Source organism: Nannocystis exedens (genome assembly GCF_002343915.1).
Classification (GTDB): Bacteria; Myxococcota_A; Polyangia; order Nannocystales; family Nannocystaceae; genus Nannocystis; species Nannocystis exedens.
In genome coordinates this window covers 7,064,215-7,088,925 of sequence record NZ_NETK01000001.1, presented here as the reverse complement: position 1 = coordinate 7,088,925, position 24,711 = coordinate 7,064,215, and the positions used below count along the sequence as shown (strand labels likewise).

At 72.2% G+C, this 24,711-nt stretch carries 19 protein-coding genes; 11 read left to right on the top strand and 8 right to left on the bottom strand.

Going from position 1 to position 24,711, the window contains the following annotated elements; all coding sequences use genetic code 11:
• The 4 genes from NAEX_RS27910 (at position 1) to NAEX_RS27895 (ending at position 4,505) form a co-directional block, all read left to right on the top strand.
• Positions 1 to 186: a hypothetical protein gene (locus NAEX_RS27910; protein ID WP_096330525.1), complete on the top strand. Its 186-nt coding sequence runs from the start codon at positions 1 to 3 to the stop codon at positions 184 to 186.
• Between the two features lies 1 nt (position 187).
• Positions 188 to 1,726 carry a polyamine aminopropyltransferase gene (locus NAEX_RS27905; RefSeq protein ID WP_096330524.1) on the top strand — a complete coding sequence of 513 codons (1,539 nt, stop codon included), beginning with the start codon at positions 188 to 190 and terminating at the stop codon, positions 1,724 to 1,726.
• Positions 1,727 to 1,838: 112 nt separating this feature from the next.
• Positions 1,839 to 3,470 (top strand): NAD(P)-binding protein, encoded by a 1,632-nt coding sequence (locus tag NAEX_RS27900; RefSeq protein ID WP_096330523.1) that lies wholly within the window; start codon positions 1,839 to 1,841, stop codon positions 3,468 to 3,470.
• A 453-nt stretch (positions 3,471 to 3,923) separates the two neighbouring features.
• Positions 3,924 to 4,505: a hypothetical protein gene (locus NAEX_RS27895; protein ID WP_096330522.1), complete on the top strand. Its 582-nt coding sequence runs from the start codon at positions 3,924 to 3,926 to the stop codon at positions 4,503 to 4,505.
• A 517-nt stretch (positions 4,506 to 5,022) separates the two neighbouring features.
• Here the strand turns inward: NAEX_RS27895 and NAEX_RS27890 are convergent.
• From NAEX_RS27890 to NAEX_RS27875, 4 genes are all read right to left on the bottom strand, one after another.
• Positions 5,023 to 5,928: an alpha/beta fold hydrolase gene (locus NAEX_RS27890; protein WP_096333753.1), complete on the bottom strand. Its 906-nt coding sequence runs from the start codon at positions 5,926 to 5,928 to the stop codon at positions 5,023 to 5,025.
• A 58-nt stretch (positions 5,929 to 5,986) separates the two neighbouring features.
• Positions 5,987 to 7,120, bottom strand: coding sequence for an ADYC domain-containing protein (locus NAEX_RS52290; protein WP_177325890.1), 1,134 nt, complete (start codon positions 7,118 to 7,120; stop codon positions 5,987 to 5,989).
• Positions 7,121 to 7,283: 163 nt separating this feature from the next.
• Positions 7,284 to 11,213, bottom strand: coding sequence for an nSTAND1 domain-containing NTPase (locus NAEX_RS27880; protein WP_275937642.1), 3,930 nt, complete (start codon positions 11,211 to 11,213; stop codon positions 7,284 to 7,286).
• Positions 11,214 to 11,508: 295 nt separating this feature from the next.
• Positions 11,509 to 13,860: a DUF4139 domain-containing protein gene (locus tag NAEX_RS27875; protein ID WP_096330520.1), complete on the bottom strand. Its 2,352-nt coding sequence runs from the start codon at positions 13,858 to 13,860 to the stop codon at positions 11,509 to 11,511.
• Between the two features lie 200 nt (positions 13,861 to 14,060).
• Between NAEX_RS27875 and pip (NAEX_RS27870) the strand changes: the two genes are divergently transcribed.
• Positions 14,061 to 15,026 (top strand): prolyl aminopeptidase, encoded by a 966-nt coding sequence (pip, locus tag NAEX_RS27870; protein ID WP_096330519.1) that lies wholly within the window; start codon positions 14,061 to 14,063, stop codon positions 15,024 to 15,026.
• A 29-nt stretch (positions 15,027 to 15,055) separates the two neighbouring features.
• Positions 15,056 to 16,048, top strand: coding sequence for a prolyl aminopeptidase (gene pip / locus NAEX_RS27865; protein WP_096330518.1), 993 nt, complete (start codon positions 15,056 to 15,058; stop codon positions 16,046 to 16,048).
• A 72-nt stretch (positions 16,049 to 16,120) separates the two neighbouring features.
• Here pip (NAEX_RS27865) and NAEX_RS27860 read toward each other — a convergent pair whose 3' ends face one another.
• Genes NAEX_RS27860 through NAEX_RS27845 form a run of 4 tightly spaced genes read right to left on the bottom strand, consistent with a single transcriptional unit; the run spans position 16,121 to position 19,418 of the window.
• The gene (locus NAEX_RS27860) at positions 16,121 to 17,335 is read right to left on the bottom strand and encodes a 2-hydroxychromene-2-carboxylate isomerase (protein WP_096330517.1); all 1,215 of its coding nucleotides are present in this window, start codon (positions 17,333 to 17,335) and stop codon (positions 16,121 to 16,123) included.
• 3 nt (positions 17,336 to 17,338) lie between these two features.
• The gene (gene hemB, locus NAEX_RS27855) at positions 17,339 to 18,361 is read right to left on the bottom strand and encodes a porphobilinogen synthase (RefSeq protein WP_245913814.1); all 1,023 of its coding nucleotides are present in this window, start codon (positions 18,359 to 18,361) and stop codon (positions 17,339 to 17,341) included.
• A gap of 4 nt (positions 18,362 to 18,365) precedes the next feature.
• Positions 18,366 to 18,797 (bottom strand): HIT family protein, encoded by a 432-nt coding sequence (locus NAEX_RS27850; protein WP_096330515.1) that lies wholly within the window; start codon positions 18,795 to 18,797, stop codon positions 18,366 to 18,368.
• Positions 18,798 to 18,806: 9 nt separating this feature from the next.
• Positions 18,807 to 19,418, bottom strand: coding sequence for a DNA-3-methyladenine glycosylase (locus NAEX_RS27845; protein ID WP_096330514.1), 612 nt, complete (start codon positions 19,416 to 19,418; stop codon positions 18,807 to 18,809).
• A gap of 158 nt (positions 19,419 to 19,576) precedes the next feature.
• On the opposite strand from NAEX_RS27845, the gene NAEX_RS48380 reads away from it, so the two are divergent.
• The 5 genes from NAEX_RS48380 (at position 19,577) to NAEX_RS27825 (ending at position 24,710) form a co-directional block, all read left to right on the top strand.
• Positions 19,577 to 20,164 (top strand): hypothetical protein, encoded by a 588-nt coding sequence (locus tag NAEX_RS48380; RefSeq protein ID WP_143140338.1) that lies wholly within the window; start codon positions 19,577 to 19,579, stop codon positions 20,162 to 20,164.
• A gap of 29 nt (positions 20,165 to 20,193) precedes the next feature.
• Entirely contained in the window at positions 20,194 to 21,567 is a 1,374-nt protein-coding gene (locus tag NAEX_RS27840) for a flotillin family protein (RefSeq protein WP_100792829.1), read from the top strand.
• 2 nt (positions 21,568 to 21,569) lie between these two features.
• Positions 21,570 to 22,850, top strand: coding sequence for a flotillin family protein (locus NAEX_RS27835; protein ID WP_096330512.1), 1,281 nt, complete (start codon positions 21,570 to 21,572; stop codon positions 22,848 to 22,850).
• 226 nt (positions 22,851 to 23,076) lie between these two features.
• A complete protein-coding gene (locus NAEX_RS27830) occupies positions 23,077 to 23,679 on the top strand; it encodes a TetR/AcrR family transcriptional regulator (protein WP_170136064.1) in 603 nt (200 codons plus the stop codon).
• On the top strand, positions 23,676 to 24,710 hold the full coding sequence (locus NAEX_RS27825) for an efflux RND transporter periplasmic adaptor subunit (protein ID WP_096330510.1): 1,035 nt from the start codon (positions 23,676 to 23,678) through the stop codon (positions 24,708 to 24,710). The genes NAEX_RS27830 and NAEX_RS27825 overlap by 4 nt, the downstream gene beginning before the upstream one ends.
• The last annotated feature ends 1 nt before the right edge of the window (position 24,711 follow it).

Genomic DNA, 24,711 nt, shown 5'->3' with positions numbered 1-24,711 from the left:
ATGTTTCGAACGACCTACTGGATCTGCTCCGTCGCCGCCCTGCTGCTGCTCCTGTTGGGGGCGCGCTCGGGCTTCCTGCTGGCCGGCACCCCCGAGCGCGGCAAGGTCGAGCGCGACCCCGACGGCACCGTGCGCGGGCGGGCGGCCTTCGTCTGGCTGGGCGGCGGCTATCACGGCGGCAAGTGACATGTCGGCCGCGCCCGGGACCCGCCTGCTGCTCGCCTCGGTGCTGGTGGTCGCCACCTGCGGCCTCGTCTACGAGCTGATCGCCGCGACCATGGCGAGCTACCTGCTGGGCGACAGCGTCACCCAGTGGAGCCTGGTGATCGGCGTCTACCTCAGCGCGATGGGCCTCGGCTCGTGGCTGAGCAAGTTCGTGGCGCGGGACCTGCACGCCCGCTTCATCGCCGTCCAGCTGGTGATCGCCGTGGTCGGCGGCCTGTCGGCGGTGGCGCTGTTCTACGGCTACGCCTACCTCGCCAGCGTGCGCCCGCTGCTGTTCTCGATCCTGGTGATCGTCGGCACCATGGTGGGCCTCGAGATCCCGCTGCTCATGCGGATCGTCGGCGACGGCCAGGAGCTGAAGGACACGGTCGCGCGGGTGCTCGCGTTCGACTACGTCGGCGCGCTGCTGGCCAGCCTGCTGTTCCCGCTGGCGCTCCTGCCCCACCTCGGCCTGGTGCGCACCAGCCTGGTGTGCGGCCTGTTCAACGCCGCGGTCGCGCTGGCCTGCGCGTGGGTGTTCCGCGCCCAGCTGGCGCGCCCGCGCGCCGTCCTCGTTCAGGCCGCGCTGGTCTGCGCCGCGCTCGCAGGCGGCCTTTTGCTCGGCGGCCGGCTCGAGCGCCTGGCCGAGCGCGAGCTGTTCGACGCGCCCGTCATCTTCTCCGAGAAGACCGCCTACCAGCGCCTGTCGATCACCCGCAGCGGCGACGACATCCGCCTCTACATCGACGGCAACCTGCAGTTCGCCAGCAGCGACGAGCACCGCTACCACGAGGCCCTGGTCCACCCCGCGCTCGCCGGCGTCGCCCCGCGCCGCGCCCTCGTGCTCGGCGGCGGCGACGGCCTGGCGGTGCGCGAGCTGCTCAAGTACCCGAGCCTCGAGCGCGTCGACCTCGTCGACCTCGACCCCGGCATGACCCGCCTGTTCGGCCGCGACCCGCTGCTGGTCCGCATCAACCGCGGCAGCCTGTCCGACCCGCGCGTCCGCGTCCACAACGCCGACGCCATGCGCTGGCTCGAAGAACATGTCCGAACGAGCAGCGAGGTCTACGACGTCGCCGTCGTCGACCTGCCCGACCCCAACAACTTCTCGCTCGGCAAGCTCTACACCGGCTCGTTCTACCGCCTGCTGCGCCGCGCCCTCGCGCCCGCCGGGGTCGGCGTGATCCAGGCGACCTCGCCGTACCTGGCGCCGCGCTCGTTCTGGTGCGTGGTCAAGACCCTCGCCGCCGCCGAGCTGCACCCGCGCCCCTACCACGCCCACGTGCCGTCGTTCGGCGACTGGGGCTTCGTCCTCGTGTCCCCGGCCCCGCGCCCCGAGCCGACCCGCCTCGCCGACGTCCCGCTGCGCTTCCTCGACGACGCCCTCCTGCCGACCCTGTTCGTGTTCCCCCGCGACCAGCGGCCGCCCGACGTCGACGTCAACCGCCTCAACGACCAGCTGCTGGTCCACTACTACGAGGAAGACCTGCGCACCCTGCCCGGCCGCGGAGGCCGCGGGTGAGCCGGACGGACCATATGTCTCCTGAAGCATGTCCAAGAGGACATGATCTTCGGGCCACTCTCGCGCCTGCACGCGAGGGGACCCGTCACCCGCGCCCTCGCGGAGCCCCTGCGTGAAGCGGCGCGGCTTCCTCGGCGCGGCGGCCGGCACCGTCGCGTCCGCCGCCTGCGGCCCCGGCCGGCCGCCGCCGCCGGTGGTCGAATTCGCCGGCCCCGACCCCGAGCGCGGGCATCACCTGCGCGAAGGGACATGGCGAGAAGGACCTGTCCACGAGACCATCCACACCGAGGTCGCGCTCGTCGGCGCCGGCGTGGCCGGCAGCGCCGCCGCCTGGCGCCTGCGGCGGGCGGGCCTCACCGACGTCCACCTGTTCGAGCTCGAGGACGACGTCGGCGGCACCGCCCGCGGCGGCGAGCTGCCGCGCTCGCGCCATCCGCTCGGGGCCCACTACCTCCCGACCCCGCCGCCCGGCTGCCCCGCGCTCGAGCGCTTGCTGGAGGACCTCGGCGTCATCCTCGGCCGCGACGCCCGCGGGCGCCCCGAGTACGCGCCCTCGGCGATCGCCGCCGCCCCGCTCGAGCGCCACTTCGGCCGCGGCCGCTGGTACGAGGGCCTCTACCCCGCCGCCGGCGAGACCGCCGACGAGGCCGCCCAGTGGGCCCGCTGGCACGCCCACCTGCGCGCGCTCGACGGCCGGCGCGGCGCCGACGGCCGCCCGCTGTTCGCCATCCCCGTCGCCCGCAGCAGCGCCGAGCTGCGCCACCTCGACGCCGTCTCCTTCGCCGCCTACCTCGACGACCTCGGCCTGCACAGCGAACGCCTGCGCTGGGCCCTCGACTACGCCTGCCGCGACGACTACGGCTGCACCCTCGCCCAGACCTCGGCCTTCGCCGGCCTGCACCACTTCCTCGCCCGCGGCCTCGAGGAGACCCGCGGCGGCTTCATCCTCACCTGGCCCGAAGGCAACGCGCGCCTCGTCCGCGGCATGCTGGAGCGCGCCGATCTCGGCGATCGACTGCACCGCGGCGCCGCCGTCGTCGCCGTCGATCCGCACGCCGGCGAGCTCCGCGTCCATCGCCCGGCCGACGGCCGACGCCTGCGCGTGCATGCCCGGGCGATCTTGTGGGCCGCCCCGCGCTTCGTCCTCGGCCGCCTGCTCGTCGGCGCCGATCCGCTGCCCGCCGGCGCGCTGACCTACGCCCCCTGGCTGGTGGCCAGCGTCGAGGTGCGCACCGCCCCGCGAGGCATCGGCGCCCGCCTCGCGTGGGACAACGTCCCGCTCGCCGGCCCCAGCCTCGGCTACGTCGTCGCGACCCACGGCGAGCCCGCCGACCAGCGCCGCCCCGGCGCCGTCCTCACCTACTACGAACCCCTGTGCGGCGACGGCCCCGCCGAGCTCGCCGCGCAACGACGTCGCCTGCTCGCCGGCGATCCGTCGAGCTGGTCGGACCACGTCGTCGCCGCGCTGGCGGCCATGCACCCCGGCATCGCCGCCGAGGTCTCCCACGTCACCGTGACCCGCTGGGGCCACGCGATGATCCGCCCCGTCCCCGGCCTGCTGTTCGGCGAGACCCTCGCCCGCGCCCGCGCCAAGATCGGCCGCCTGCGCCCGTGCGCCGCCGACGTCGCCGGCCTGCCGCTGTTCGAGGAGGCGTTCTATCAGGGCAGCAGCGCGGCCCTGGCCGCCCTCGCCGACCTCGGCCGCAGCGCCCCCGACGCCCTCGCCGACGAGTTACCGGCGTGACTCGAAGGACATGTCGCATCAGGCATGTCCTCTCAAACCTGTCCAAAACGCCCAGTCCACCGTCCACGCGCGGCCCCCCCCGCGCGCCTGCCTCGCCGTTCCGCTCTAACCCGTCCCTCCAAAGATCTCGCCCTGCGGCCCGCCTGCCTCCGCCCCGCCAATCCGCCCGCGACCTGTCTCTTCAGGCATCTCCCCTCACCCCGCCTCTCGCCCGTCTGCCTCTCCCGCCTCGTCGGCTCGCCCACAACCTGTCCTTTCAGACATCCACGATCGCCCCGCCGCCCGTCTGCCCCCCACGCCGCCTCACCCTGCCGCGCGACCTGGCCTTTCAGCCACCTCCGCCGCCGACGCCTGGGCACAGGCGAGCCTCGGCCGTCCGCGTCCGTCGATCTCGCCGCCGGGGCGAGCGCACTCGCCCTCCCCGCGCGGCCGGGGCCGCGCTATCCTGTCCGGGTGCCGCTGACGCTCGCGCAGCTCGAGGCGCTCTCCCAGCAGGCCTTCCCGGCGCGAGCCGTCGCGCGTCGCGACCCCGATGGTTACGCCGCGCTGCACGCCGCGATCGCCGAGGCCGTCCGCCCGGTCGCCCGCGCGCTCGAGTTCGACATGAGCAGCTTCGTCGCCCGCGACCAGCAGGAGCTGCTGGCCCTGCCGCCGCACATCCTGTTCGTGTGGTGCGACGAGGCCGACCTCATGGCCTCGTTGTACGCCCTGCCCGAGGCCGACATCGCCGCCAACGTCGCCCAGGCGCTGCACGCCGTCGCCGGCCTCCGCTTCGGCGATCCCGCCCAGCTCCCGCCCGAGCAGCGCGGGGCGGTGCTCCGGATCATGGCCGCGATCGGCACTCCGCTGGCCCGCGACCCCGACGACTTCTTCGCCGCCTACGTCGCCGTCGGCGACCCCGACCCCGAGCTGCCGGTCCGCGCCGAGGTCGAGGCCCTGTTCGACCAGTTCGCCCCCTGCTACGTCGCCGACGCCGACGCCCTCGACCGCCGCTTCACCCGCGTCATCACCGTCCACCGCCACGTCGACGCCTAGCAGCGGCTCTTCACGACATGTCCTCTCGAACATGTCCCTGCACGACAGCCACGGCCGGCGCGCGCGCGGCCGCACGGCGCCCCCGCCGGCGAGCCCTGCGCCCGACGCCCGGCCGTGAGCGTACGCGACGGCGCCGGGCCACGTCCTCGCGCCTCGATCCCAGCATGTCCCTGAGGACATCCGACTACGCGGCCGCGCGACCCGGACCGCCGCCTCGAATGGCCCTCACTGGAGAGATCCGCCGCCGCAGCCCCCACGTCCCGCCGATCCGACCCCGGCATGTCCCTCGACCGATCCGACTCCGCGGCCGCGCGACCCGGACCGCCGCGGCGAAATGTCCGCACTGCCTGGTGTCGATAGAGATCCTCGCCCCGATCCCAGCATGTCCTCGAGGACATCCGGCGCCGCGGGGTCGCGACCCGCACCGCCGCCGCGAAATGTCCACACTGCACGTGCTCGAGCCCGACCCGCCTCGCCGGCCCGCAGCAAAGCTGCGCGCGGCCACGGCCAGCGCCCGTCAGCGCATGCCCGCGCGGCTCGCCACCGCGCGGATCGCCGCGGCCAACGCCTCGGGCACCTCCTCCTGCAAAAAATGCCCGGCCGGCGTGCGCGTCACGCTCGCACCGGAAAAGGCCCGCTCGTGGCGGGCCAGCGCCCGGCCGAGGATCGGGTCGCGCTCGCCCCACACCAGCGCCAGCGGGCCCCCGGCGGCCACGAACTCGCGCAGCCACGCCTCGCCGCGGCGCAGCGGCGCGATGCTCGGGTGCTCGAAGCTGTCCGGCACCATCCGCGCGAGCGCCAGCGGGCCTGACCGATCGGACAGGTGCCGCAGCGGCCAGCGGTAGCCCCGGGCCACCGGGCCGCGGATCGATCGGCGATCGCCCTGCGCCACCCACAGCGCGTTCTGCGGGAACCCGAGGCCGCGGAACGCCAGGTCGCTGACCACGGGCAGCCGCGCGAACCGGTGGAACCACGTCCCGCGCGGGCGCGGCGGCAGCACCACCGACGTGTTGCCGAGCACCACGCCGGCCACGCGCTCGGGCAGCCGCGCCGCCAGCACCGGCCCCAGCGCCCCGCCCCAGTCCTGCCCGACCAGCACGAAGCGCCGCAGCCCCAGCGCCTCCACCAGCTCGGCCAGCGCGTCGACGTGGCGCTCGACGCTGTGCTCGTGCAGCGCGATCCGGCTCGACAGCCCGAAGCCGAGCAGGTCGGGCGCCACGCAGCGGAACCCCGACAGACGCGCGATCACGTCGCGCCACAGGAAGCTCCAGGTCGGGTTGCCGTGGAGCAGCAGCACCACCGGCGCGTCGGGCTCGCCGTGGTCGATGCGGTGGATCCGGCAGCCGTCCGCCAGCACGCTCACGGCCCGGCGGACCGGCAAGAGGTCGGCCAGCCACGCCGGTAGCTCGGGGACGTCTTGCATCGCCCGACGGCAACACAGCCGCCGGGCGATGGAAAGCGCGCTGCGCTCGCGCGAGCGCTCAGTGGCCGCCGTGACCGTGGCCGTGGCCATGACCGTGGCCGCCGCCCCAGCCGCCCCAGCCGCCGTCGTCGTCGTCGTCATCGTCGTCGTCGTCGTCGCCGTTCGGCAGGCCCTGGCCGTACTTGTCGAACGCGCTGACCAAAAGAGCCCGGTGATCGTCGAGCGAGCCGCAGTCGCTGGGGGCCTTCTTGGGCTTGCCCTTCTTGTCGAGGAAGCACTTGGGATAAAGCCCCTGCTCCTTGTACTCCTGGTGCCGGATGTCGCGGAGGCAGTAGGCCCCGTCGGGGTTCCACTCGGCCTCGATGAACCAGTTGGTCGCGCGCGCCTCGACCTGCGGCGAGAGGTGATCCCAGATGTCGATCGCCGTGCCGTTGACGGTCCACGGCTCGCCGTTGCCGCAATAGTCGGCGCGAGCCATGCGCGTGCAGGCCTGGTGGTGATCGGCGAGCGAGATCGTCTTGCAGTTCTTGCCCTTCTCCCAGTCCTTGCAGCGCTTGGTCGTCGCCCACGGGCGGTAGCCCCACAGCACGCACTTGGCGATGACGGCGTTCGTGCAGGCCCACACGAACACGTTGGGGTCGTCGACGCGGTCGCCGGTCTCGAGGTTCCAGTAGTTGGCCACCGGGATCGCCGGGACCAGCCCGCCCTGACCGTCCTGGCACAGCGGCTTCCACTGGTTCGAGCCCTTCGCGCGGTGCACCACGTCGTACAGGTACACGTCGTCCTGGCCCGGCGACTTGTTGATGTCGTCGATGCGGAGGACGTAGTCCTCGTAGACTTCCTCGCCGTCGATGACCTGGCCGACGGTCAGCTCCCACTCGGAGCCGATGAAGTCCATGCCCTTGGCCCACACCTTCTTGCCGTTCTTGACCACCTTGGCGCTGAACTCCGAGCCCTGCAGCACCGGCCCCTGCAGCACCGGCCCCTGCAGCACCGGCCCGTTCAGGTTCACGCCGTTCAGGACCGGACCCTGCTGGAGCGGGCCCTCGAGCACGTTGCCCTGTAGCACCGGGCCCTGCAGCACCGGCCCCATGATCACGCCCTGCAGCACCGGCCCTTGCAGCACCGGGCCCTGCAGCACCGGCCCGTTCAGGACGAGGGAGTTGAACTCCTCGTCACGGGTCGAGACCACATCGGCGGGTGCCTCCGACCCCACGTAGCACCCTGCGCTGAAGCCCAACAGCGACACGACAAGCGCCACACGACGCACGGCCATAACCACCCCCCATCGATCTCCCCGACTGTAGCACGGCCGGCGGACACGTGAAAGGACAACTGTCCGAGCGGGCTCATTTTTATGAGCGGGTCAGCGGCCATGTCGCACATACGCGCAACCCGACCGTGCTGTGGCGGAAACTCGTAGCGACCTCGAAGCGGTTGGCGACCCGGGCGGCGAATTCGTTATAGTAGTACGCGCCGCCGCGCGCATTCAATTGCTTGTGGTCGAACGGCGACACCGTCAATTCGTAGGCGTTGCCGATCGTGTCGTAGAGGCCGTAGGGGCTCACGGACTGGGGATACGAGCCGACCGGGTCGGGGCCGTACGCCGGGCCGAGCAGGCCGTACGTCCTGTCGATATTGGCCTCACTGGCGTCGAGGCGTGCGCCGATGGAGAACCTGCGATCGTCGGCGCCGCGGGCTGCACGCTCCCATTCGTGTTCGTCGCAGAAGCGGGCGCCTGGGACTCGCCCCGAGGCATTGAGCCAGGCGAAATAGGCCGTCGCCTCCTCGACCCCGATTCCGGTCACTGGCAGACGTTCCCACTCGACTCGGGCGCGCTGCGTCCTGCCCTCGTAGACCAGGGGCTCGCCGGTCCGCACTGTATAGACCCGGTCCGACTGATGCAGCTCGAGCTTCCAGCCGCCCTCCGGCAGCTCGGTGAGGCGGGCGCCGTCCGACAGCACGCGGGCGGCGTTGATCGCCAGGATCGCCGCTCGCTCGCCGGCCGGCAACGCCGACAGGAACTCGATGTAATCGGCCCACGTCACCTCGTGGCGGCCGATCACGTAGGCGCCGGTCTCCACGCTGTGCAGCGGCTCGGCGTTCATCGTCACGCGCAGGTCGACGATGTCACCGGTGCCGTAGAGGAAGCGCCCGGCGGGCACGTAGACGAAGCCCGCGGGGACCGCGTCGGCCGGCGGCAGCACCACCGAGAAGTCGGCGACCTCCTCGCGCCCCAGCGCGATCGGCAGGCTCACCGGCGCGTAGCCGTCGAGCTCGAAGCGCAGACGATACGACCCGCGGTCGAGCGGCCGCGCCGCCACCGGCGTGGTCCCGAGCTCCTCCGTCTTGTCGATGCGCGCGCGCTCCGAGTCGTAGCGCTCGAGCTGCACCCGCGCCCCCGGCGGCTGGCTCGTCACCGAGAGCTGCGCCGGCGCGTTCCACCGCTCGACCCGCGCCCCGCCCTCGTCGTAGAGCTTGAGGCGCTCGAGCAGGTCCTGGATCACGAACTCGCCGTGACCTGCCTGTTCGGCCAGCAGCGCGCGCTCGAGCAGCACCTCGCCGAGCTTCTCGCGGATGTCGTCGCGCCGGCCGTCGAGGCTCAGCGCCGTCTCGAGCTTCTGCGCCGAGCGGGCCAGCCGCAGCTCCGCCTCCGGCAGCGCCGCCTCGTAGCGGGTCCACAGCCCGTCGGCGTGGGCCGTCTTGCCGGCGTCGTAGGCCGCCAGCGCCTGCGTGCGCAGCTCCTCGGCGTCGGCGCGCGCCTTGCCGGCGATTGCCCGCTCCTGCTCGGCCGCCGTGACCTGGGCGTCGACCTTGAGCCGCAGGTCGCGCTGGCTCTTGAGCCACATCGCCCCGTACATCGAGATCGCGACCGCCGGCACCAGCACGATCGCGCCGCGTCGCAGCGCCCGCACGCGCGCCGCGGTGGCCTTGCAGGCGGCGATGAAGTCGCGCTCCTTCGGCCGCAGCGACGCCGGGTCGAGCGCCATCACCTCCTGCAGCGGCGCGCCGCTCCACAGCGCGTCGCGGCCGCGGCCGAGCCGCTCCCACTCGGCGACCGCGAGCTCGAGGCGGTGGCGCGTGGCCCGGCCGTCGCGCTCCTCCTCGAGCCAGGTGCTGAGCGTCGACCAGCCGCCGAGCAGCGCCTCGTGGGCGATCTCGAAGACCGCGTCGTCGTTGACCTCGCGGGCCACCACCAGGCGCGCGCGCACCAGGGCCTTGAGCGCCTCGGCGGCCGCGGGCGAGTCGGCCGTCAGCTCGTCTTCGGTCCGCACCGCGCGGGTGTCGTCGACGGTCACGAGGCGCATCAAGATCCGCCGGGCCGCCGCGCGCTGGGCCGGGATCAGCTCGGCCAGCACGGCGTCGCCGTGCCGCGCCAGCGCTCCGGTCACGCCGCCGACCTTGCGCAGGTCGGCCGGCGAGATGACGTTCGTCGCCTGGTCGCGGATCTCCCACAGCTCGGCCAGCGCGAACTGCAAGAGCGGCAGGCTGCCGCGCGCGCCGGCCTCGACCAACTCGTCGACCAGCGTCGACGGCTCGAAGCGCACGCCCTTGACCTTCGCCGGGCCGACGATCGCCTCGCGCGCGCCCTCGGGCGACAGCGGGCGGAGGATGTAGATCGCCCGCGACAGCTCGTCGCCGATGCCCGGCACCTGGACCACGCGGGTCAGGAAGTCGCCGCGCACCGTCGCCATCACCCGCAGCCCCGGCAGCCCCGCGGCCAGCCGCGCCAGCAGCGGGCCGACGATCCCCACCTCCTGCGGCGCGCTCAGCGTCACCAGCTCCTCGAACTGGTCGATCACCAGCAGCCGCCCGCGCGCCTCGCCGAGCTGCTTGCGCAGCGCGCGGACCAGCTCGCCCGGGCTCTCGGCGATCAGCGCCGCGAGTGTCTCTTCGGACATGTCGAAGAGAACAGCCAGCGTCGAGATCAGCGTCTGCAGCGGGTAGCGGCCCGGGGTCATCGCCGCCGAGGCCCACTGGCGGTGGTGGTCGAGGTTGCCCTCCTCGACCATCGGCACCACGCCGGCCTTGACGAGCGACGACTTGCCGACGCCCGAGTCGCCGGCGACGACGACCAGCGCGTCGGCGCGGAGGCGCTCGATGACGGCGCGGATCTCGACGCCGCGGCCGAAGAACACCGCGCGGTGCTTCGACTCGAACGCCTGCAGGCCGCGGTACGGGTTGCCCTCGGGGATCACCAGCTCGCGGCCGTTCGGCTGCAGCGACTCGAGCGCGGCCAGCAGGTCGTCGGCCGAGCCGAAGCGCATGAACGGGTCGCGCCGCAGGCAGCGGTCGATGAGCCCGGCCAGGCGCGGGTCGCAGCGGGGCGCTCGCTCGAGCAGCGGCCGCGGCTCGTGCTCTTGCAGCCGCTCGGCCAGCTCGAGCGGCGTGCTCGCCTCGGTCGGCGGGCGCCCGGAGGCGAGGATGTACATCAGCACCCCGAGCGCGTAGACGTCGGAGCGGCGCGACGCCGGCTCGGCGCGCCACAGCTCGGGCGCCATGTAGTGCGGCGTGCCGAGCAGCGTGCCGGCCTGGGTCAGCGACTCGGCGGTGACGGGGATGTCGGCGGCCGACAGCGCGGCGGCCGACAGGCCCGCGCTCGAGCGCCCGGCCGAGTCGTCGTGGACGCGGGGCAGCGCCGCGCTGGCGCTGGCGTCGCGCAGCTTGATCGTCTCGGCCGCGCGGTCGATGCGGCCGCCGTCGCTGCTGCGCAGCACCACCGACGACGCCGCCTCGATCGCCTCCTCGCGCGCCGGCTCGGGCCGCACGGGGTCGAGCGCGGCCGGGTCCATCAGCTTGGCCAGGCTGAAGTCGAGCAGCTTGATCTCGCCGGTCTCGGCCAGGATCGCGTTGGCCAGCTTGATGTCGCGGTGGAGCACGCCGTGGCGGTGCGCCGCCGCCAGCCCGCGGCACAGGCCGATCGCCAGCTCGAGCACCTTGCGCGACGGCAGCGGGACCTGGATCTCGTTGAGGCTCTTGCCGCGGATGTACTCGGTGATGAGGTACGGGTGACCCTCGAGCTGACCGACGCGGTAGATCGTCACCACGTTGGGGTGCTGGATGCGCGCGACCGCGCGACCCTCGACCTGGAAGCGCTCGCGGTCGTCGGCGTCGGGGGCGACGTGGCCGACGAACTTCACCGCCACCGGCCGGTCGAGCACCGTGTCGTGGGCCAGGTAGACGCGGCCCATGCTGCCCTTGCCGAGCAGGCGGACCAGCTTGTACTCGTCGAACGTGGGCGGCGGCTCCCACTCCACGATCGGGGTCTCGACGATCTTCGGCACCGCCCGCATCGACCGGGCGTGCTGCGAGGCCGACAGGACCTGGCCTTTGGGACCTGGCCTCGGATCCGCGTTCGGAATCGCGCCGGACGCGCCTGCGTCGTGATCGCTCACCGAAAGCCCTCGGGGTTCCGGGACATCAGCGCCAGCGTCGCACGGCCAGCGGGGGGCCGGCAAGTCCGTGCGTATCCCACCGCGGACCTGCGCAGACGCGCGTCGGACGGCGTCTCCCTCGGGGTGCAGTTTTCTGCGCCCCTGCAGACCCGTCAATTCCCCCCAAGCCGTCGGAACGGATCCGTCACGGCGTCGGGGCCGAGAGGTCGATGGTCTGCAGCGAGTCCTCGAGCTCGATCTTCTTCTCGAGCCGCTTCGACTGCAGCTCGACGATCGAGCGCCCGAGCTTGTCGGCGTCGCGCGTGAATTCGTCGAGGCGCTTGTTCAACTTGCCGCGCAGATCGCCGGCGGCCGAGTCTTTCTTGATCGCCTCGAGGTTCTGCCGCGTCTCGCTCGCGCGCTGGTCGAGCTCCGCTTGCTGGCGCGCGAGCCCCTCGATCTCGGTGTCGATGCGGCCGATCTCCTGGCGCAGGCGGACCAGCGGCTCGATCTTCTTGCGGGCGCCGGCGTCGAGGTTCGGCAGGCGCAGCAGCGCGTCGAGCAGCTGCGGCACGCGGCCGTCCCAGATCGTGATCGTCGCGTGCGACGGCGTCTGCTCGACCACCTCGACCTTGCCCTCGGTCGCGTTGCCGGTGACCTTGACCGGCACGAGGTAGGCGTCGGGCAGCTCCTCGAGGCCGTCGATCTTCGACTTCAGCGCGTAGGCCCCGCCCTGCTTCGGGTGGCGGATCAGCACCGAGTAGCCCTTCGGGTCAGGTTGGCCCTTCACCGTCCAGGTCGTCGCCACCCGCTGGAAGTTCTCGACCTCGATCACGCCGCGCACGATCTTGAGGATGCGCAGGTCCTCGCCGGTGTACTGCGCCTGCGACGACACCATCAGCGACGGCTCGACCGCGAACGGGATCGTCGTGCTCGTCTGCGTCCCGACCGCCTCCGACAGGCCCTCGCCGACGAAGCTGCCGCCGGCGTAGATCGCGATCGGCCCCGGCTCGAGCACGAACGGGGTGGTGTTCTTGAAGCGGACCACGCGGTACGGGTTCTGCTCGTAGCCGCTGCCGGCGCCGCCGGGGCGGAACAAGAACGTCTGCTCGGCCGCGACGTCCTGGTTGACGATCGCCACCATCGTCGAGCTGCCGTCGGGCACCGTCACGCGGGCGTTCAGGTCGAAGCGGGTCAGCCCGCTGACGCTCTTGGCCCGCGCGCTCGCCTGCGTGCTGCGGCGCAGCGACTCGAGGTCGAGCGCCGGCGGGGCCTCGGCCGCCTCCTCGGCCTTGGCCGTCTCGCCGCCGCCGTAGTTGGCGTCGTCGAAGTCGTAGCTGCGGTTCGCACTGGCGGCGCCCTTCGGGGCCGAGGCCGGCTTCTGCATCGGCCGCCGCGCGGGCTTCTTCTCGGGCTCCGTCGTCACGGGCGCGGGCGGGGGCGCCGGCGCGGCCTGGCCCGCCGCGTAGCCGCCCACGACCCCGGCGGCGTCGGGGCAGCCGTCCTCGTCGGTGTAGCCGTTGAACGTCTCCGGGCTGTCGGGGCACTTGTCGAGCGAGTCGGGGATCGCGTCGCTGTCGCGATCGCCGCCCGACTGGTACGACGTCTCGCCCATCGCCACCGCCGCCCGCTTCTGCACGCCCGCCTCGGTGAGGTCGGAGCGCGAGACCGTGCGCGGCGTGTGCAGGTCGTAGCGGAACGCGATCGGCGCGCCCGAGGTCAGGCTCATCGACACCTCGCCCCAATCTTCGCCGCTGGTGTTGTCGACCACCGCCCACGCCTGCAGCAGCGCCGGGCCCTTCTCCCCCGGCTCGGGCAGGACCACGCGGTAGGTCGGCTTCCACATCGGCGCCGCCACCACGTAGCTGACCACCAGGTCGTGGCTGCTCGCGCCGGCCAGCCGGATCTCCACCGCCACCTGCTGGAACATCCCCTCGCCCGCGGTCGCGTCGAGCGTGCGGTGGAACTGCAGCGCCAGGTCGCCGTCCTGCAGCGTCACCCCCCGCACCTTCGACAGCCGCGCCACCTGCAGCTGCTTGCCGTCCATCAGCGAGACCTTGTAGTCGCGCGCCCCGCCCTGCGGCGGCGGCACCCGCTCCGACGACGGCGGCGGCGTCGGGTCGGGCTCGTCGACGATCGCCTCGACGAGCACGATGCGCCCGCGCAGCTTGCCCTGCGTCGTCTTCAGCGTCACGTAGGTGCCGCGCAGCGCGTCGAGCACCTGCGCCAAACTACCTTGCCCCGGGGCCAGGGTCGAAAGGGCAGCGTTGGCCCACGACTCGGGGTCGAGCGGCATCGACACGCTGACCGCCTGCCCGCTCTTGCGGTCGATCACCGTCAAGCTCTTCAGCAGGTCGTTGACCTGGTCCTTGCGGACCTTGATCACCAGGGCGTCGCCCTTGACCTCGCCGCGGCGCTCGAAGTAGCCGATCCCGTTGCGGTAGAGCACCACGCGGTCGAGCTCGAGCGAGCTCTCGGTGGCGGCGTAAGGATTGCGCCCGTGGGCGCAGCCGAAGAGGAGGAGGGCGACGAGGGCGGACGACGCGAGCCTGGACACGTGCGAGGGATCTCCTGCGAGGTCGATGCTAACGCCGCGAGTCCTTGCCCCCTTACTCGTCCGGTCGCCCGCCGAACCCCGCCGGAGGGGCGCGTTCGGCCGCTGCGCGGTTTTGCCCGCGGAGGCCGCCACAAATCCCGCGGAGGGGCCGCACGCGGCGCCTATGGACGCCTTGATCGCGCTTTGCCAAGCTCGCGCCGATGGCCTCCCCACGCAGGCGCACGCTCTACCCGGAGATCGAGCCCTACAACGCCGGCTTCCTGCAGGTCAGCGGGCTGCACCGCGTGTACTTCGAGGAGTCGGGCAACCCCGACGGCAAGCCGGCGGTGTTCCTCCACGGCGGACCCGGCGGCGGCACGGTGCCCGACCAGCGGCGCTTCTTCGACCCCGAGCGCTACCGGATCGTCCTGTTCGACCAGCGCGGCTGCGGCAAGAGCACCCCGCACGCCGAGCTGCGGGACAACACCACCTGGGACCTCGTCGCCGACATCGAGCGCGTGCGCGAGCACCTCAACATCCAGCGCTGGCTGGTGTTCGGCGGCTCGTGGGGCAGCACGCTCGCGCTGGCCTACGCCCAGAAGCACCCGCGCAAGGTCACCGAGATGGTGCTGCGGGGGATCTTCCTCCTGCGCCGCAGCGAGCTGCGGTGGTTCTACCAGGACGGCGCCAGCGCCCTGTTCCCCGACGCCTGGGAGCGGTTCCTCGCCCCGATCCCGGCGGCCGAGCGCGGCGACCTGATGAAGGCCTACCACCGCCGGCTGACCAGCGACGACGCGCTCGTCCGCCGCGACGCCGCGCGGGCGTGGAGCGTGTGGGAGGCCAGCACCAGCTACCTGCACGTCAACTCCGAGCAGATCGAGCGCGCCGGCGAGGACGAGTTCAGCCTCGCGTTCGCCCGCATCGAGGCCCACTACTTCGTCCACCGCGGCTTCCTCGAGCGCGACAACCAGCTGATCGAGAACGTCCCGCGGATCCGCAACATCCCGGCCGTCATCGTCCAGGGCCGCTACGACGTCGTCTGCCCGGCGCAGAGCGCCTGGGACCTCCACCGCGCCTGGCCCGAGGCCGACCTGCGGATCGTCGACGACGCCGGCCACTCCGCCTTCGAGCCCGGGATCCTCCACGAGCTCGTGTCCGCCACCGACCACTTCGCCGGGCGCACCTGACCTGTCCCCGAGAACCTGAGCTTTTCACCATGACCGTTCGACCAGCTCACTCCGCGCCCCACCGCCAGGACCCGCTGTCCGGCCTCTATCCGCCGATCGACCCGTTCCACTTCGGCCGGCTGCAGGTCCCGGGCGGGCACGACCTCTACTTCGAGCAGTCGGGCAACCGCGCCGGCAAGCCGGTGGTGTTCCTCCACGGCGGGCCCGGCGGCGGCACCGACCCCAAGCACCGGCGCTTCTTCGACCCCGCGCGGTACCGCATCATCCTGTTCGACCAGCGCGGCTGCGGCCAGAGCGAGCCGTTCGCCTCGCTCGACGACAACACCACCTGGGACCTCGTCGACGACATCGAGCGCCTGCGCGAGCACCTCGGCGTCGACCGCTGGCAGGTGTTCGGCGGCTCGTGGGGCAGCACGCTCGGGGTCGCCTACGCCGAGGCCCACCCGCACCGCGTCACCGAGCTGGTGCTGCGCGGGGTCTTCATGTTCACCCGCCGCGAGTCCGAGTGGTTCTACGGCCGCGGCACCCGCACCCTGTTCCCCGACGCCTGGGAGGCCTTCGTCGCCCCGATCCCCGAGGCCGAGCGCGGCGACCTGATCGGCGCCTACTACCGCCGCCTCACCTCGACCGACCCGCGCGTCCGCGTCGAGGCGGCGCGCGCGTGGAGCCTGTGGGAGAGCCGGGTCGCCACCCTGCACCCCGACCCCGACGTCGAGATGCACTGCGACAACACCGACTTCACCCTCGCCTTCTCGCGCATCGAGTGCCACTACTTCGTCAACAAGGGCTTTCTGACCAGCGAGACGCAGCTTCTCGACGAGGCGGCGAAGATCGAGCACATCCCGACGACGATCGTCCACGGCCGCTACGACGTGATCTGCCCGCTCGAGAACGCGTGGAACCTGCACAAGCGGCTGCCCCGCTCGGAGCTGGTGATCGTCCCCGACGCCGGCCACTCCGCCTTCGAGCCCGGCATCGCCCTCAGCCTGCGCCGCGCCACCGACCGCTACGCCCACCTGTGAGCCGGTCGCGCCTCAGGGCATGTTTGAAGGGGCATGTCCATCATGACATGCCCCTTTGAACATGTTTGAAAATTACATCGCCGAGACGTCGCCGCCGGCCGCCGCGGCCGCCAGCGTCAGGCGGTCGGCGCCCCAGTAGAGCTGCGGCCCGCGCTCGCGCGTGTGCACGACGAACGTCGGCACCCCGAACACCCCGGCGGCCTCGGCCTCGGCGGTGCTCGTCGCCAGGGCTTGCTTGATCTCCGGCGTCTCCGCGGCCGCCACCAGCGCCGCCCCGTCGAGCGCGAGCGAGTCGGCGATCGCCGCCACCGTCGCGGGGTCGCTGATGTCGCGGTCCTCGGCCCACAGCGCCGTCGCCAGCGCGCGCACCAGCGGCGGCGGCGACCCGGCGGCCAGCGTGACCCGCAGCGGCAGGACCGTGCGGACCGGGAAGCGCGCCGGGAACTTGAACGGCAGCCCGGCGCGGGCCGCCTGGCGGTCGAGGTCCTGCATCGTGTGGCGCCGCTTCTCCGGGCTCTGCACGAACAGCGGCACGTCGGGCGTGCCGAGGTTGCGGAACAGCCCGCCGAGCAGGATCGGCCGCCAGCGCACCTGCGGGCCCAGCTCCGCGGCGCGCATGATCGCCAGGTAGGCGAACGGGCTCGAGTAGTCGAAGAAGAACTCGACCGGCGCCGTCGGCGACGCCACGAGCCCCACCGGAGCGCCGCCGAGCGCCTCCTCGACCATGTCCGCGCGGTCCTGACCCCAGAACAGCTGGTCGCCGACGAAGTAGGTCGGCACGCCGAAGACGCCGCGGGCGATCGCCTCGTCGGTGCGGCGGCGCAGCTCGTCCTTGATCGCCGGCGACTCGGCGCGGGCGAGGATCGCCGCCGCGTCGAGCCCGACCTCCGCGAGCGCCCGCGCCAGCACCTCGCGGTCGCCGATGTCCGCGTTCTCGTCCCAGTAGGCGCGGTAGATGCGGTGGACGAGCGGCAAGTGGAGCCCGGCCGCCAGCACGCAGCGCAGCGCCGCGACCGTGCGCATCGGGTGGTTGGGCGGCATGCGCAGCGGTACGCCGGCGCGCTGGGCCTGGCGGCGCATGTCGTCGAGGTTGTGGCGGGCCTTGGCCGGGCTCAGCGTCGCGGCCAGGTTCTGCGGGGTGCCGCGGGCCTTGAACACCCCGCCGAGCAGCATCGGCCGCAGGTCGAGCTCGGCGCCTGTCCTTTGGGCCAGCTGCTCGACCTGGGTCGACGCGACGTAGGCGAACGGGCACGAGAAGTCGAACCAGAACTCGAGCCGCTGCGCCATCGGCTACTTCCTCGCGCCCGTCAGCCACTCCGCCGCCTGGCGGGCGAAGTAGGTGAAGATCACGTCGGCGCCGGCGCGGCGGATGCCGAGCAGGCTCTCGAGCACCACCCGCTTCTCGTCGAGCCAGCCGCGCTCGCTGGCCGCCTTGAGCATCGCGTACTCGCCGCTGACCTGGTAGGCCGCGAGCGGCAGGTGGGTCGCGCGGCGCAGCGCGGCGAGGATGTCGAGGTAGGGCCCGGCCGGCTTGACCATCAGGATGTCGGCGCCCTCGACCTCGTCGAGCTCGGCCTCGCGCAGCGCCTCGCGGGCGTTGGCGGGGTCCATCTGGTAGGTCTTCTTGTCGCCGCTCTTGGGGGCCGAGTCGAGCGCGTCGCGGAACGGCCCGTAGAACGCCGAGGCGTACTTGGCCGTGTAGGCGAGGATCGACACGTCGATGAAGCTCTCGCCGTCGAGCGCCTCGCGCAGCGCTTGCACGCGGCCGTCCATCATGTCCGACGGCGCGACGATGTCGGCGCCGGCGCGGGCCTGGCACAGCGCCTGGTTGCACAGCGCCTCGACCGTCTCGTCGTTCAAGATCCGGCCGTCCGGCGCGACGATCCCGTCGTGGCCGTCGCTGTTGTACGGGTCGAGCGCGACGTCGGTGACGATCACCAGGTCGGGCCAGCGGTCCTTCAGCGCCTTGATCGTCGCCGGGATCAGCCCGTTCGGGTTCCACGCCTCGCGGCCGTCGGGCGACTTGAGCGACTCGGCGACCGCCGGGAACAGCGCGACGAGGTTCACCCCGACCGCCCGCGCCGCCTCGACCTCGGCCAGCAGCCCCTTCCGCGACAGCCGGGCGCACCCGGGCATCGACGCGATCGGCACGTCGTCGTCGCCGGCGTGGATGAACAGCGGGTAGATGAAGTGCTCGGGCCCGAGCGAGGTCTCGCGCACGAACGCGCGGATGGCGGGGTGCTTGCGGTTGCGCCGCGGGCGTTGCAGCAGGTTCAGCGGGTCGTGCGTCATCGCGTCTGTCCTTCGTGACATGTCCTCAGAGACACCAATCGCCCGCGCCCTCGGGCGCCAGCTTGGCGAGCGCCTGGCGCAGCTTGTCGGCCGCGTCGTCGAGCGCGGCCGGGCTGGCGCGGTGGTCGGCGTTGGCGAAGTCGAGGTCGTGCGGGCCGTCGATCGGGACCACGTGCAGGTGGACGTGCGGCACCTCGAGCCCGGCGATCATCAGCCCGACGCGGGTCGGCGCGAACGCCAGCATCTGCCCGCGGCCGATCGTCTGCGCGACCGTCGTCAGGTGCGCGGCCAGGTCGGCGTCGAGGTCGAGCCAGTGGTCGACCTCCTGCTTCGGCACCACCAGCGTGTGGCCGGGGCGCAGCGGCGCGATCGACAGGAATGCGGCGCAGCGGTCGTCCTGGTACACGAAGCGACCGGGCAGCTCGCCGTTGATGATGCGGGTGAACACGGACGGCATGGCGGGATGCTACACCGGTCGGAGGCCCTTCGGCGCGCTGACCCACTTCGTCCCGGCCACGGCCAGGCGCCACGGCGCGTCGCGGTCGGCCGGCGCGGCGAAGTCGATGCCGACGCGCGGCCCGGCGAGGATCTCGCCGACCGGCGGGGCGTCGAGCGCCTCGAGACCGCCGGGCTCGGTGACCGGGTGGTGCGACCACGACGTGTCGAGCTGCAGCGCCTGCCCGATCTTGCCCGGCCCGGTCAACAGCGCCGGCCCCGTCGTCGTGGCGCCGCGGCGGCGCTGGATCTCCGTCAGCCCCAGCACCGGCTCGGCCGAGCGGATCAGCACCGCCGCCCCCTCGCCCTCCTCGTTGGTCGAGAGGTTGAGCATGTTGTGGATCCCGTAGCAGAGGTACACGTACGCGCGGCCGGGCGGGCCCCACATCGCCGCGTTGCGCTCGGTGAGGCCGAAGCGGCAGTGGTTCGCGCTGTCGTTCGGGTGGCGGTAAGCCTCGACCTCGGTGATCCGCAGGATCACGCCGTCGCGTCGCAGCAGCTTGCCCAGCAGATCGCGCGCCACCTCGAGCGCGTCGCGGGCGAAAAAGGATCGCGGCAGGAGTCGGTAGTCGTCGGCGGCCATATGGCTCCAGCGGAAGGTGGCGGACTTATGAACAGCGTAGCCTCGATCGGCGCGCGCGCGGACGCTGTTCTTCGCAAGAAAACGCGCGTTTGAGGCGGAATAGGCGGCCTGGCGCGCCTCGGCCCGGTCGGCGTGGCATAATGTTCCCCCCTCCGGCGATGCTGATCTACCTCTACCTGTTCGCGTTCGGGCTCGGCGGCGTCCTCCTTCTCGGCTCGATCTTCGTCGGCGACAAGGACACCGGGGACGGCGGAGGCCACGGCGCCGACGCGGGCACCCAGGCGCAGCACTTCGACCACGGCGTCGGCGAGGCCCACGGCGCGCTCGCGGGGCTGTTCACCGCCTTCTTCTCGCTGCGCTTCTGGATGTTCTTCCTCGCCTTCTTCGGCCTCACCGGCCTCGTGCTCGACGGCCTCGACCTGGTCGACAGCCCGACCATCGCCCTCGTCGCCGCGCTCGGCATGGGCCTCCTGACCGGCCAGGGCACCGTGGCCGTGTTCCGCAGCCTCTCGCACAGCGAGACCAGCACGGCCGCCAGCGCCGCCGACTACATCGGCCGCAGCGGCCGCGTGATGGTCGGCTTCGGCGCCGGCGACCTCGGCAAGGTGCGGCTCACGCTCAAGGGCACCATCGTCGACGTCCTGGCCACCACGGAGGAGGAGCGCGGCTTCACCTCCGGCGAGGAGGCCTTCGTCATCGCCATGAACGACACCACCGCCGTCGTCGCCCGCGCCCCGGGCGTCTGACCGCGGCCAACCTGCCACCGGAGGATCGAGTGAACCCGTCTCTCACGTACCTGGCCTTCGCGCCAGCTGTGGAATCCACCTTCGAAGCGCTGACTCAAAACGTCGCCGGGCAGGTGCTCGTCGGCGGGCTCGGCACCGGCCTCGGCCTGCTGCTCTTCTTCCTGCTGGTCAAAAACTTTCTTTACATCTGTCACCCCAACGAGGCGCTGATCTTCACCGGCCGCAAGCGCGTGAAGGACGGCGTCGACCTCGGCCCGCTCGTGATCCTCGGCCGCGGCGTCGTCGGTCAGGCGCCCGAGTACCACGGCTGCGGCAAGGGCAGCGCCTGGCGGCTCCCCGTGCTCGAGGTCGTCGACCGCCTCGACATGTCGGCGATGTCGATCGACGTCTACGTGCAGAACGCCTACTCCGCCGGCAACATCCCGCTCAAGATCCACGCGATCGCCAACGTCAAGATCAGCCCCGACCCGCGGCTGATCCGCAACGCGATCGAGCGGTTCCTCGGCCGCTCCACGCAGGAGGTCATGCAGGTCGCGCGGCAGACCCTCGAGGGCGCCCTGCGGGAGGTGCTGGCGCAGATGACCCCCGAGGCGGTCAACCACGACCGGCTCGAGTTCGCCAACAACCTGGCCAAGAGCGCCCAGGACGACCTCGACAAGCTCGGCCTGCAGCTCGACACCCTCAAGATCCAGCACGTGTCCGACGAGACAGGTTACCTCGACTCGTTGGGCCGGCCGCAGATCGCGGCGGTCCTGCGCGACGCCGAGAAGGCCGAGAGCCAGGCCCAGCAGGAGATCTCCGAGGCCCAGGCCCAGGCCAACCAGCGCGCCGAGGTGGCCAAGGCCGCCGCCGAGACGGCGATCCTGGTCAAGCGCAACGAGCTGTCCAAGATCCGCGCCGAGCTCGAGGGCCGCGCCTCCGCGGTCGAGCGCGAGGCCGAGGCCGCCGCCAAGACCGCCCGCGCCGCCGCCGAGCAGGAGCTGCAGAGCGTGCGCAGCGAGCTCGAACAGAAGCGCCTCATGGCCGAGGTCATCATCCCGGCCGAGGTCGACCGGGCCGCGCGGCTCCTCCTCGCCAAGGGCGACGCCGCGCCGACGATCGAGAACGGCGCCGCGGTGGCCGAGGTCCTGCGCCTGACCAGCGAGGCGTGGCAGACCATGGGCCCGCAGGCGCGCGAGATCTACGTCATTCAGCACCTCGAGGAGCTGCTGGCCGCGGTGCTGCAGCCGATCGAGAAGCTCAAGATCCGCGAGGTCGCCGCGCTCGACCCGGGCGACGGCAGCGCCATCTCGAGCTACGCCGCCTCGTACCCGCGCGCGGTCGCCTCGGTGCTCAGCGCCCTGCGCGAGACCACGGGCGTCGACGTGCCCGCGATCCTGGCCGGAAAGGCAGGTGCCCAGTGAACATGGAAGTCCTGATCGCCCTGCTCGGCATCGTCACCATCTTTCTCGTCGCGCTCACCCTCCTCATCAAGAACGTCTTCTACGTCTGTCAGCCGAACGAGGTGCTGATCTTCAGCGGGCGCAGGCGCAAGACCGAGGACGGCAAGCTGTTCGGCTACAAGATCATCCGCGGCGGCCGGGCCATCCGGATCCCCCTGTTCGAGACGGTCGACCGCATGGACCTCACGAACATGATCATCGAGGTCCAGGTCAAGAACGCCTACTCGCGCGGCGGCATCCCGCTCAACATCCAGGGCGTCGCCAACATCAAGGTGCCGGGCGAGGAGCCGCTGCTCAACAACACCGTCGAGCGGTTTTTGGGCCGCTCGCGCGACTCGATCATGAAGACCGCGCGCGAGACCCTCGAGGGCAACCTGCGCGGCGTGCTGGCGACCATGACGCCGGAGCAGGTCAACACCGACAAGGAGACCTTCGCCCAGCGGCTGGCGGCCGAGGCCGAGCACGACCTCAACAAGCTCGGGCTCGTGCTCGACACCTTGAAGATCCAGAACGTCAGCGACGAGGTCGGCTACCTCGACGCGATGGGCCGCCAGCGGGCCGCGGCGATCCGGCGCGACGCCCTGATCGCCGAGGCCGTCAGCCAGGCCCAGGCCACCGAGCAGCGGTGGACCAACACCCGCAACTCCGAGCTCACCACCCTCGAGGCGCACACCCAGATCGCCCTCAAGGAGAACGAGCGCCGGATCGCCGACGCCCAGACCCGCCGCGCCGCCCTCATCGCCCAGCAGCAGGCCGAGGTCGAGGCCCTCATCGCCCAGGCCCGCGCCGAGGTCGGCATGCAGGACGCGCGCATCGAGCAGGTCCGCCGTCAGCTGCAGGCCGACATCCTCGCGCCCGCCGACGCCGCCCGGCGCAAGGCCGAGGAGGACGCCAAGGGCCACGCCGCGCGGATCGTCGAGCAGGGCCGCGCCACCGCCCAGGTGCTGGCGCAGATCGCCGCCACCTACAACAAGGGCGGCGCCGCGGCCCGCGACGTGCTGCTGATGCAGAAGCTGGTCCCGCTGTTCCACAGCCTGGCCGGCACGATCGGCGAGCTCAAGATCGACCGCCTGACGATCCTGCCCAAAGGGACAGGTACTGAAGGACAGCCGCTGGGCGCCCGCCTGGTGGACGCGTCGGAGCAGATCAAGGCGGCCACCGGCATCGACGTGCCGAAGTCGCTGCGCGACGCCCTCGGAGATCTGCGGCCGCAGAAGTCTCCTCCACCCCCACGTACGACCTGAATTTCGATTCAAGCCCGTGAACCCGCGCCAGAGCTCGCTCGTGCAGCGGCCTGGCGCGAAGTTTTTGTGCCAATCGACAAGCCAGCGAAAGTCGACCTGTTTTGCGAGCGATACTGATCTCACCTTGACATGAATCTCCGTTCACGCCAATGAACCCCCGGTGTCGCGCAGGGTCGATGGGCGAGACGATGCACCGCGCAATTCGCGTGGTGCGCGAGTCCGCGAGGTGGTACGGACGGAGACGCGCGCGGCGTACCGCGAGGCGATCCTCGACGCGGCCACGCGGGTGTTCGGACGGCTCGGATTCCAGGACGCGAAGATGGCCGACATCGCCGCCGAAGCAGGCGTGGCCGCCGGCACCGTCTACAACTACTTCAAGAACAAGGAAGAGGTGTTCCGCTCGATCCTGCAGCGGACGCACGAGCTGGTGTACCAGCGGATCCTGGTCCATCAGCAGCTCGAGGACCCGATCGAGCGCATGCGGGCCTCGACGCGCGAGGCGTTCGACTTCCTCGAGGAGCACGGCGCGCTGTTCCTGCTCTACGTCTCGATCGGCGGCGGCTTCGACTGGGCGCAGAAGCGGGTCGAGCAGGCGCTGATGAACGAGAACCACGCCCGCTACCTCGCGCTCAGCCACGCCACCCTGCGCGAGGCCGCCGCGCGCGGGCAGATCCGCAGCGACCTCTCGGTCGAGCAGCTGGCGGTGTTCCTCAGCGGCCTGACCGACGCGACGATCTTCACCTGGGTGCGGACCGGCTGTCAGCCCGGCCTCCGCAACCAGGCCGACCCCTTGATCGACTTCTTCCTCCACGGCGCCAAAGCCCCATGACCGCACGCCTCACCATCGTCCCCCTCGTCCTCGCCGGCCTCCTCGTCGCCGCCTGCGACAGCAAAGAAGCCGAGAAGCCCGCCCTGCCGGCGCAGGGCAGCGCGCCGACGATCCCGGTCCCGAGCAACAAGGGCCCCGGGCCGCAGCCGGGCGTCAAGGCCGGCGCGCGCGACCTCTCGATCGAGCGCTACGTCGGCACCGCGCTGCCCAAGCAGGAGGCCGAGCTCGGCCCGCGCATGAGCGGCACGCTCGCCTCGGTCGACGTCGAGGAGGGGCAGATGGTCAAGAAGGGCCAGGTGCTGTTCCGCCTCGACGCGCGCTCGACCCGGCTCGGCGTCAGCCAGGCCGAGACCGGCCTGCAGGGCGCGCAGATCGCCCGCGACAACGCCAAGCGCGAGCTCGAGCGGCAGCAGCAGCTCGCCGCCAAGGGCACCGTCGCCGCGGCCGTGCTCGAGCGGGCGGAGTCGGCCTTCAACAGCGCCGAGAACGCGGTCAGCCAGGCCGAGGTCGCGCTGTCGATGGCCCGCCGCGGCACCGCCGACTCGGCCGTCGTCTCGCCGATCGACGGCCTCGTCGCCCACAAGTTCAAGGACGTCGGCGAGACGGTGACGATGATGCCGCCGACCATCGTCGTCGTGATCCAGGACCAGTCTGTCCTCGAGGTCAGGGCGCGGATCCCCGAGGCCGCGCTGCGGCTCGTCCACGTCGGCGACCAGGTCACCGCGCACTTCTCGGCGCTCGGCATCTCGCGCGAGGCCAAGGTCGTGCGCGTCCAGCCGACCGTCGACGCCGCCACGCGCACGATCGAGATCGTCACCGACGTCGACAACAAGGACGGCACGCTGCGCCCCGGCATGTACGTCGAGATCGAGCTGCGCCCGCCGCTGGCCTCGGTGCTGCCGGGCGCCGAGGGTTCGGCGCCCGCGCCCGACGCCAAGGCCGCGCCCGACGCCAAGGCCGAGGTGGCCAAGGCGACCCCGAGCAAGAAAGCCCCGAGCGACCCCCCGCCGCCGTCCGCCGGCACCCACTGAG

What these genes read in the sequence shown, in the direction of transcription:
- NAEX_RS27890 (WP_096333753.1), bottom strand. Translation starts at nt 5,928, where the DNA reads ATGCAAGACGTCCCCGAGCTACCGGCGTGGCTGGCCGACCTCTTGCCG.
- NAEX_RS27910 (WP_096330525.1), top strand. Translation starts at nt 1, where the DNA reads ATGTTTCGAACGACCTACTGGATCTGCTCCGTCGCCGCCCTGCTGCTG.
- NAEX_RS27845 (WP_096330514.1), bottom strand. Translation starts at nt 19,418, where the DNA reads ATGGCCGCCGACGACTACCGACTCCTGCCGCGATCCTTTTTCGCCCGC.
- NAEX_RS27850 (WP_096330515.1), bottom strand. Translation starts at nt 18,797, where the DNA reads ATGCCGTCCGTGTTCACCCGCATCATCAACGGCGAGCTGCCCGGTCGC.
- NAEX_RS27905 (WP_096330524.1), top strand. Translation starts at nt 188, where the DNA reads ATGTCGGCCGCGCCCGGGACCCGCCTGCTGCTCGCCTCGGTGCTGGTG.
- NAEX_RS27835 (WP_096330512.1), top strand. Translation starts at nt 21,570, where the DNA reads ATGGAAGTCCTGATCGCCCTGCTCGGCATCGTCACCATCTTTCTCGTC.
- NAEX_RS27825 (WP_096330510.1), top strand. Translation starts at nt 23,676, where the DNA reads ATGACCGCACGCCTCACCATCGTCCCCCTCGTCCTCGCCGGCCTCCTC.
- pip (WP_096330519.1), top strand. Translation starts at nt 14,061, where the DNA reads ATGGCCTCCCCACGCAGGCGCACGCTCTACCCGGAGATCGAGCCCTAC.
- hemB (WP_245913814.1), bottom strand. Translation starts at nt 18,361, where the DNA reads ATGTCACGAAGGACAGACGCGATGACGCACGACCCGCTGAACCTGCTG.
- NAEX_RS27860 (WP_096330517.1), bottom strand. Translation starts at nt 17,335, where the DNA reads ATGGCGCAGCGGCTCGAGTTCTGGTTCGACTTCTCGTGCCCGTTCGCC.
- NAEX_RS48380 (WP_143140338.1), top strand. Translation starts at nt 19,577, where the DNA reads ATGCTGATCTACCTCTACCTGTTCGCGTTCGGGCTCGGCGGCGTCCTC.
- pip (WP_096330518.1), top strand. Translation starts at nt 15,056, where the DNA reads ATGACCGTTCGACCAGCTCACTCCGCGCCCCACCGCCAGGACCCGCTG.